Below are 8,100 nucleotides of genomic sequence, written 5' to 3'. Positions count from 1 at the left end.
GATTTTGCAATCAGCAAAATCCATAATATTTTAAAAGCTCGCAAGATTGATTATGTTTTAAAAGAAGTGCATTTAGTTGAAAAGTTCAGTGATGATAGAACAAAATATAAACTCATTTATGAAGTAATCGGTGAATTAAAAGGGCGAGAAGAAACAGTTATTATTATCGATGGTGGCGAAAAAGAAAATACCAATACTCCAGGTGGAGAAGATGGAAATAATGCAGAAGGTGGAGAAATTAAGGCAAATCCATCGAATGATCCTGAATGAAAAATATATATGAATCAGGTTCGAGATGATCTAAGGCAAGAATTTGGTCAAAAACTAAAAAAAGGATTAAATGAATTAAGAAAAGAATTTGGTCAAGAATTATATAGTGCAAAAGCCGAACTTCTTAGTGTAATTAATAAAAACAATGAACAAACTAACAAGAGAATTGATGGTTTGGAAAGTACTTTAAAACAAATTTTAGAAATTCTCAAAGATAAAAAATAAGAGATTTTGTTTTGTGCAAAATCTCTTATTTAATTCAAATTATTTTAGTTATAATTTAAATATATGACTAAAAAGAATAGTTCCAAAATTAAGAATAAAAAAGATAATTTTGCAATCAGCAAAATCCATAATATTTTAAAAGCTCGCAAGATTGATTATGTTTTAAAAGAAGTGCATTTAGTTGAAAAGTTCAGTGATGATAGAACAAAATATAAACTCATTTATGAAGTAATCGGTGAATTAAAAGGGCGAGAAGAAACAGTTATTATTATCGATGGTGGTGAACAAGAAAATACCAATACTTTAGGTGGAGAAGATGGAAACAATGGAAATGGTGGAGAAATTAAACCAAATTTATCGAATGATCCTGAATGAAAAATATATATGAATCAGGTTCGAGATGAACTAAGACATAAATTCAGTCAAGAATTATCTAATGCAAAAATAGAACTCCTTCAAGTGAGCAACGAAAACAATAATCGAACAAATAAAAAAATCGATGAAACCAACAAAAGAATTGATGGTATAGAAGATACTTTAAAACAAATTTTAAGTATTCTTAAAGATAAAAAATAAGAGATTTTGTTTTGTGCAAAATCTCTTATTTAATTCAAAATATTTTGGTTATAATTTAAGTAAGATGGTCAAGAAAATAAAAGGTAAAATTAAAGATAAAATAGATAATTTTGTTGTAAGTAAAATTCACAAGATTTTACTAGCACGTAAAATTGATTATGTTTTAAAAGAAGTTCAACTTGTTGAAAAGTTTAGTGATGATAGAAAAAAATATAGACTTATTTATGAAGTAGTCGGTGAATTGAGAGAACGTGAAGAAATAGTTATTATCGATGGTGGCGAAGAAGATATTGATACTCCAGATGGAGGAGGCGATAATGGTCAAGGTGGTGGAACTGATCCAAAACCTTTGAATAAACCAGAATGAGAAATATATACAGATAAAGTAGCCAATGAATTAAGAAAAGATTTTAGTCAACAATTAGCCACAGGATTAAATAATCTAAAAAATGAACTTCTTCAAGTAATCAACGAAAACAATGAACAAACTAATAAAAAGATCGATGAAAACAATCAATTAATTCATAAAAAAATCGATGAAACCAACAAAAGAATTGATGGTATAGAAGATACTTTAAAACAAATTTTAAGTATTCTTAAAGACAAAAAATAGTTAAAATCATCAAATAATTAAACTGGTAAGGCCAGTTTTTTATTAGTCTTTAGTGCATTGCTAATAACTATAAACTAATTAACAACAAAATAAAAAAGCCAAAAAAATTATTAAAGTTTTCAAAATTAGGTATATTATTAATAAATATCTATATCTGAAAAGGAATGTTATTAATATGCCAATTTGAACAAATTATAAAAACAGTACTGCCCAAACTATCGAAGAACTTAAAAGAGAAAAAGATAGTTGAATTAAAAATATTGAGCAAATCAAAATTAAGTATGAACAAGATAAAATTAATTTAAGTAAAAAGCATGATGAAGAATTAGAACTTGCTCGAGCAGCTGGTGAGTTAGCGCCTATTAAAATTACCATTACTGAAGAAAGTTTTAAAATTGAAAACGGGATTTTAGATAATGATTATAACGAGCGCACTAAATCCATTCTTGAATTAATTCGTGATCTTGATGCACGAATTGAAAACTTATCAAAGAAATAGTATTACTAAAACAAATTAAAATGACATGAGTTAATCATGTCATTATTTTTTTAGCTTTACAAAAAAGGTAAAAAGAAAAGCACAATTGAAAAACAATGTGCTTGCAATTTGTGTAAGGAGATATAAGATTTCATATATTCTCAAAATCATTAGATCGAGGTCAAGTGCGAAATCTAAGCAACTTGACATCACTATTATACAATAAAATTGATTTTTTTAACAAATAATTAAAAATTTCAGTGTCACTAAAATCTTGATGGTTTATTTGAATGTTAGGACTTTAATTTAGCCTAAAAATTTTTATTAGTGGCTAGTTTATGTTAAAAATAGCCAAAAATAAGCATTTTCTGTATTTGATGGACTGAATTCACTTGATTTTAGTTTTAATAATGTTTTGCAAAATTACTTCAAAAAATTTAAAAAAATATTTATCTAAAAAAAATTCTATGTCGTTAGTTGTTGAAGTACTACTTTTTAGACTTTAAAAATAACAAACCAAAAATAATAAATCAGTTATTTTTAACAGTGCAAATTAGCTAAAAAATCATCTAAATTTTATGTAATAAACTTTGTTAATTTTTTATTTGCATTTTTTAAAAATCGTGCTAAAATTAGTCTAGAAATTTTAATAAAACTAAAGGAAGTAAAGATGTTAAGTTTTCAAACATGAAACATAAAACTAACATTAATTAATGAATTTGCCAAATTCATTGATACTTTTAATATTTCTGCAAACACTACTAAGATTGATAATATTAAACGCTATATGGTGTATGAAGAAAAGTTAAATACTTTAATTAGTTATAATTTTTTACTTAATCAATAAAATCACAATAAATTAAGTAAATGCTGTTTAAAACAAGTTATAAAAAGTTTTATAAATAATAATTAATTAAAGTGTTAAACAGATACTTTAATTTTTTTTATTAAGTTTCGAATCTAGATCATAAAAAGTGATCATAAATATTTTTAAGAAAAGAGGAAAAGTGAAATTTTCAAACGAAGCAATAATCTTCAGTCAAGCAAAAATTCAACAAGTTGAAGACCCCCTTTCTAGGATCTTTGATTTTAAAAATAAATACTGAAGTTTCTTTTTAACTGCTTTAAAGATTTTAATAGAATTTGTCATCATCTCTTGAATAGTTATTACGATAGTATTTTTCTTATTATCAGTAGTACCTGGTTCTACAACTTTAACTAGTGGTTTAAATGAAGCACAAGCTGCTGCTATTAGAGCCCAATTTGGACTAGATTTACCAGTTTTTCAACGTTATTTAAACTATTTAGGTGGTTTATTTAGAGGAGATTTTGGGATTTCTTTATCATTGTTTCCAACAGTGGAAATCAATGAATTTATTTGAGCCCGTTTTGGTACATCTTTTTCAGTTGGTATCATCTCAGTTATCATAACTTTAGTAATCGGAATTCCACTAGGAATTCTAGTAGGTAAAAATCCTGGAGGGATTTTAGATAATGCATCTACTTTGGTAATTTCAATTATGATTTCAATTCCTTCATTAGTATTTTCATTACTATTATTATTAATTGGACGTCAAATTGGAATTCCTTATATTTTTGATGCTAATAATGCAGCCACATATATCTTACCTTCATTAGCTTTATCACTTGGTTCAATTGTTGTTTATGTGCGCTATATTAGAACAGAATTAAACCGCGAGTTAAATTCTGTGCATGCTAAATTTGCTTACTTAAAAGGAGTAAGCAAAAGCAGATTTGTTTGAAGACATGCTTTAAAACCTGCTTTATTCCCAATTGCAACCTTTTTCCCTGCAGTTGTTTTAAGTAGTTTTATCGGTTCAATTTTTATCGAGCAAATTTTTAATATTCCTGGTTCAGGGGGATTATTATTAAATTCAATCACTGGACAGGATTATTCAATCTTATTATTTTTAGTGATAGTATTTGTTTTTGTGACAATATTATCATATACTTCAAGAGATATTCTATATCGCTTGATCGATCCTAGAATTAGAAGAGGAGGACATTAATCTATGGCAAACAATTCATCAGCAAAAGCTATTTCAAGTGAAATCTATGCACCAAATCGTATTGCTCAGCCTTTTAACTATTTATCTTTTAAGATAATGGAAAAAATTGCTGAAACAAGAGAAACGGCACATATTCATGCTAAAAGTAAACCATTAAATGAATTTATTAACCGTTTTGCAGGTAATTGAGGTGGTGTTTTTGGAGTAATTATCATTGCTATGCTAGTTTTAGCTGCATTAATAATTCCTTTAACAACAGTTGATCCATCAACTTTAAATCCTAATGAAAGTTTCTTACCATTTTTTAGTGAAAACCATATTTTAGGAACTGACCAACTAGGTCGTGATTTATGAGCACAGTTATGACACGGTCTTAGATTCTCGTTAGCAATTGCTATTTCAGCAGCAATTATTGATATTGTAATCGGTGTTACTTTAGGAATCTTAATGGGTTACTTTTTAGGAGTTGACCGTGTCTTACAATTTTTAATCAAGATTCTTTCAAACATTCCTACCATCATCATCATGATTTTGGCAACAATTGTTTTCAACCCAAGTTTTTTCACTATCGTAGGTTCTTTAGTCATCTCGGGCTGAATAGGAACTGCCAATCAGGTGCGTGCTCAAGTTAAACGTGCTAAATCTCTAGAATGAGTAAAAGCTTCAATTGTTTTAGGTACACCTAAATACAAAATCTTAAGATCATTTATCCCAGTTATTATTCCTATCTTAATAACTCAGTTAGTATTTTCTATCCCAGGTGCTGTTTTAGCAGAAACTGGTCTATCATTTATCGGACTAAGTTTACCTAATACTGCTACTTTAGGATCATTAATTACTTCAGGAGCACAAATCATAACCTTATATCCACGTTATGTTTTACTACCTTCATTTATCTTGATCTTATTCACAACTTCAATTCAATTATTCGGAAATGCAACTCAGGATGCATTAAGAAGACAAAGGTAAGCTAATGAAAAAAGAAAATCAAAACAAACAAGATAAAGAAAAATCTTGATTAAAAAAACAAGGTCAAACTAGTTATATCCTTGTTAAAAACACTAAACAAAAACTTTCACAACTACCTTTTTTAAACACCATTTTTAGACCTTCGAGCAAAGTTGAAGACTTTGATTGAGAAGGTTTTGAAAAAAATGTACAAACAGAAATGATTAAAGGTGAACCTAAAAGAGTTGTTGCTGAAGTTGATAATTTAGTTTTATATTTTAAAAACCCAGCACGACCTAAAGATCGTAACTTAGTTATTCGTGGCACAGGTTTAAAACTTTATGAAGGTGAAGTGCACGCCATCATTGGTGAATCAGGATCAGGTAAAAGTGTTATCTGTTCTACTTTATATGGTTTAACTGGAACTAATTCAGTAATTGAATCAGGATCAATTAGACTTTTTAATAACCAAGTGCAACAATTTTCTTTTAAAGATTGAGAAAATTCTACTTATAGGGGAAAAATTGTTTCTGCAGTTTTTCAAAATGCGATGTCAACTTTAAATCCAACTATTAAAATTGGTAAACAAATTATTGAAGGAATGTTAATCAACGGGATTGTTAAAACTCGTAAAGAAGCTTATAATCAGGCTCTTGAATATCTAAGATTAACTAAAATTAATAACCCTGAAAAAGTGATGCATCTTTATCCCCATGAACTTTCAGGGGGGATGATGCAGCGTGTTGTAATAGCTGCGATTGTCAGTTTAAAACCAAAAGTTTTAATCATGGATGAGCCTACTACTGCACTTGACCCGACTGTTCAGGCTCTAGTTTTAGATGTTATTCGTGACTTACAAAAACAGTTTAAAATTTCTGTTTTATTCATTACTCACGACTTAGGAGTGGTTGCTTCTATAGCTGATAGAATCAGCATTATGTATGCAGGTCAAGTTGTTGAAAGTGGTACTCGTGATGAGATTTTGAAAAAACCACTGCACCCTTATACTTGAGGTTTAATTTCTTCAATGCCTGATGTTAATAACGACACTGTCTTAAAAACAATTAGAGGAAACGTGCCTTCTTCGTTAAACGCAATTAAAGGTGATGCTTTCGCTATTCGTAATGATTATGCTCTAGATATTGATTTTGAGCATGAACCCCCTTATGTATATTTTAGTGATACTCATTTTGTACGCTCATGACTATACAATGAAAAAGCACAAACAATTACACCACCTGAATTAATCGAGCAAATTTGAAGTAAAAACCAAATGGAAAATCCTCAAGCAATTGCTCAAAAAGGGCTGATTCAATTAGAAGAAGCCTTAAATCCAACTTTTTTGGTTAAAGACTATTTTGAAAAAGACCAAGAAAGTTGAAAACAATTAAAAACTAAAGCTGAACTAGCAAAGTTACGCTATTTCAAAAATAAAGCACCGTTTGTAGAAACAAACGATAGCATTTTAAAAAGATTTTTGGCTCCTTTTAAAGCATTAAAAGGAATCAAAATAAGTCCTAAAAAAGAACCAGTTAAGGTTCAAGAAAGTGGGAATTAAATGGCAAGTCATGAACAAATGCAAACTGCTGAATTAAACAAACAACTTGCTAGTCAGCAGATTTTTGAAGATGTTAATAATTCAATTTTTGCTAAAAGTTTAAAACTTTTTGGCTACGATAATAAAAAATATCGCCATGCTACAAAAGGTTTAAAAGCTTATTTAGATGATGAATCTAAAGACAGAGAAATTGTTTTAAAAGTTCGTCATTTAGATGTAACTTATGGAACTTCACTACATAAATTTAAGGCTATTAAAGATGTATCTTTTAATATTTATAAAGGTGAAATCTTAGGTTTAGTAGGTGAATCAGGTTCAGGTAAATCAACAATTGGTAATACAATTGCAGGCTTAGTGAACCGTAGTTTTGGTGATATTGAATTAATTGGTCGCCATGTTCCTAAAAAACATTCAAGTGCAAAACGTAGCATGAGTGAATTTTTAATGAACAAAGTGCAAATGATTTTCCAAGATCCTAGTGGTAGTTTAAATCCCCATAAAAACATCTGAAACGTAGTTAAAGAAGGGCTTGATAACTTAAAACATCAGCGTTCTTTATATCTAAAATTACACATTGAAAGTGTCTTAAAAATTTTAGATTCTAAGTTAGTAAAAGCTAAATTAGTACTACCTAAATCATGAAATCGTAAGCAATTATTAAACCGCAATATCGATGGCGATGATAACTTGCTAGACTATTTAAAAACTAGTTTTATGGAAGAATTAAAACAAGCTAACCCTAGCAGAAATAAAACTTTAGCTCAATTTCAAAAATATTTAGATTCTGCTAATAGTAAAACCAATCACTTATTAACAGTTAAATCATTAGCTGAACCTAAAAGACAATGAGTAATTGATACTTTAAAATCAGTTGGTCTAGATACTTCAGTACTTGATCGTTATCCATTAGAATTTTCTGGTGGACAACAACAACGTATTGGAATTAGCCGCGCTTTAGTTATGCGCCCTACTTTATTAGTAGCAGATGAGCCTATTTCAGCTCTAGACGTATCGATTCAGGCTCAAGTTATTAATATCTTTAATGACTTAAAAGAAAAATACGATTTAACCATGATGTTAATTGCTCACGATTTACGTATGGTTGAATATGTTTCAGACCGTATTGCTGTTATGTATAAGGGAAGAATTGTTGAAATCGGTAAAGCCGAAGATATTGCAAGAAGATCTTATCATCCTTATACAAAATCACTACTAGATGCTGTACCTTCTTTAGAATCTAAACAAGGTTCACTAGTAGGTTATGTTTATGATCCTGACATGCACCCTTATAATCAACAAATTCAACCTGAATGATTGAAAGTGCGTGAAGGTCACTACATTTTAGCAACTGCTGAAGAATTAGCAGATTGAAAACAAGGAAAATATTAAATAAATTAAAGGA

At 29.0% G+C, this 8,100-nt stretch carries 9 protein-coding genes; all 9 read left to right on the top strand.

Going from position 1 to position 8,100, the window contains the following annotated elements:
- Nucleotides 1–495: hypothetical protein (locus CJJ23_RS03620; protein WP_180738027.1), on the top strand; the 495-nt coding region annotated here is incomplete at its 5' end.
- A gap of 63 nt (nucleotides 496–558) precedes the next feature.
- A complete protein-coding gene (locus CJJ23_RS03615; RefSeq protein WP_095335001.1) occupies nucleotides 559–1,071 on the top strand; it encodes a hypothetical protein in 513 nt (170 codons plus the stop codon).
- Nucleotides 1,072–1,084: 13 nt separating this feature from the next.
- A complete protein-coding gene (locus CJJ23_RS03610) occupies nucleotides 1,085–1,684 on the top strand; it encodes a hypothetical protein (RefSeq protein ID WP_095335000.1) in 600 nt (199 codons plus the stop codon).
- A 175-nt stretch (nucleotides 1,685–1,859) separates the two neighbouring features.
- On the top strand, nucleotides 1,860–2,183 hold the full coding sequence (locus CJJ23_RS03605; protein ID WP_095334999.1) for a hypothetical protein: 324 nt from the start codon (nucleotides 1,860–1,862) through the stop codon (nucleotides 2,181–2,183).
- Between the two features lie 649 nt (nucleotides 2,184–2,832).
- Complete coding sequence (locus tag CJJ23_RS05060; RefSeq protein ID WP_180738026.1) at nucleotides 2,833–3,009, top strand: hypothetical protein; 177 nt, start codon at nucleotides 2,833–2,835, stop codon at nucleotides 3,007–3,009.
- A gap of 160 nt (nucleotides 3,010–3,169) precedes the next feature.
- Entirely contained in the window at nucleotides 3,170–4,192 is a 1,023-nt protein-coding gene (locus CJJ23_RS03600; RefSeq protein WP_095334998.1) for an ABC transporter permease, read from the top strand.
- A gap of 3 nt (nucleotides 4,193–4,195) precedes the next feature.
- On the top strand, nucleotides 4,196–5,161 hold the full coding sequence (locus CJJ23_RS03595) for an ABC transporter permease (protein WP_095334997.1): 966 nt from the start codon (nucleotides 4,196–4,198) through the stop codon (nucleotides 5,159–5,161).
- Nucleotides 5,162–5,165: 4 nt separating this feature from the next.
- A complete protein-coding gene (locus CJJ23_RS03590) occupies nucleotides 5,166–6,698 on the top strand; it encodes an ABC transporter ATP-binding protein (RefSeq protein WP_095334996.1) in 1,533 nt (510 codons plus the stop codon).
- Nucleotides 6,699–8,087, top strand: a complete 1,389-nt coding sequence (locus CJJ23_RS03585) for an ABC transporter ATP-binding protein (RefSeq protein WP_234805555.1) — start codon at nucleotides 6,699–6,701, stop codon at nucleotides 8,085–8,087.
- The last annotated feature ends 13 nt before the right edge of the window (nucleotides 8,088–8,100 follow it).

Source organism: Mycoplasmopsis agassizii (assembly GCF_002276225.1).
Taxonomy (GTDB): Bacteria; Bacillota_I; Bacilli_A; order Mycoplasmatales; family Metamycoplasmataceae; genus Mycoplasmopsis_B; species Mycoplasmopsis_B agassizii_A.
Note: the sequence above shows the minus strand (reverse complement) of the source record. Positions and strands in the feature narration are given on the sequence as shown.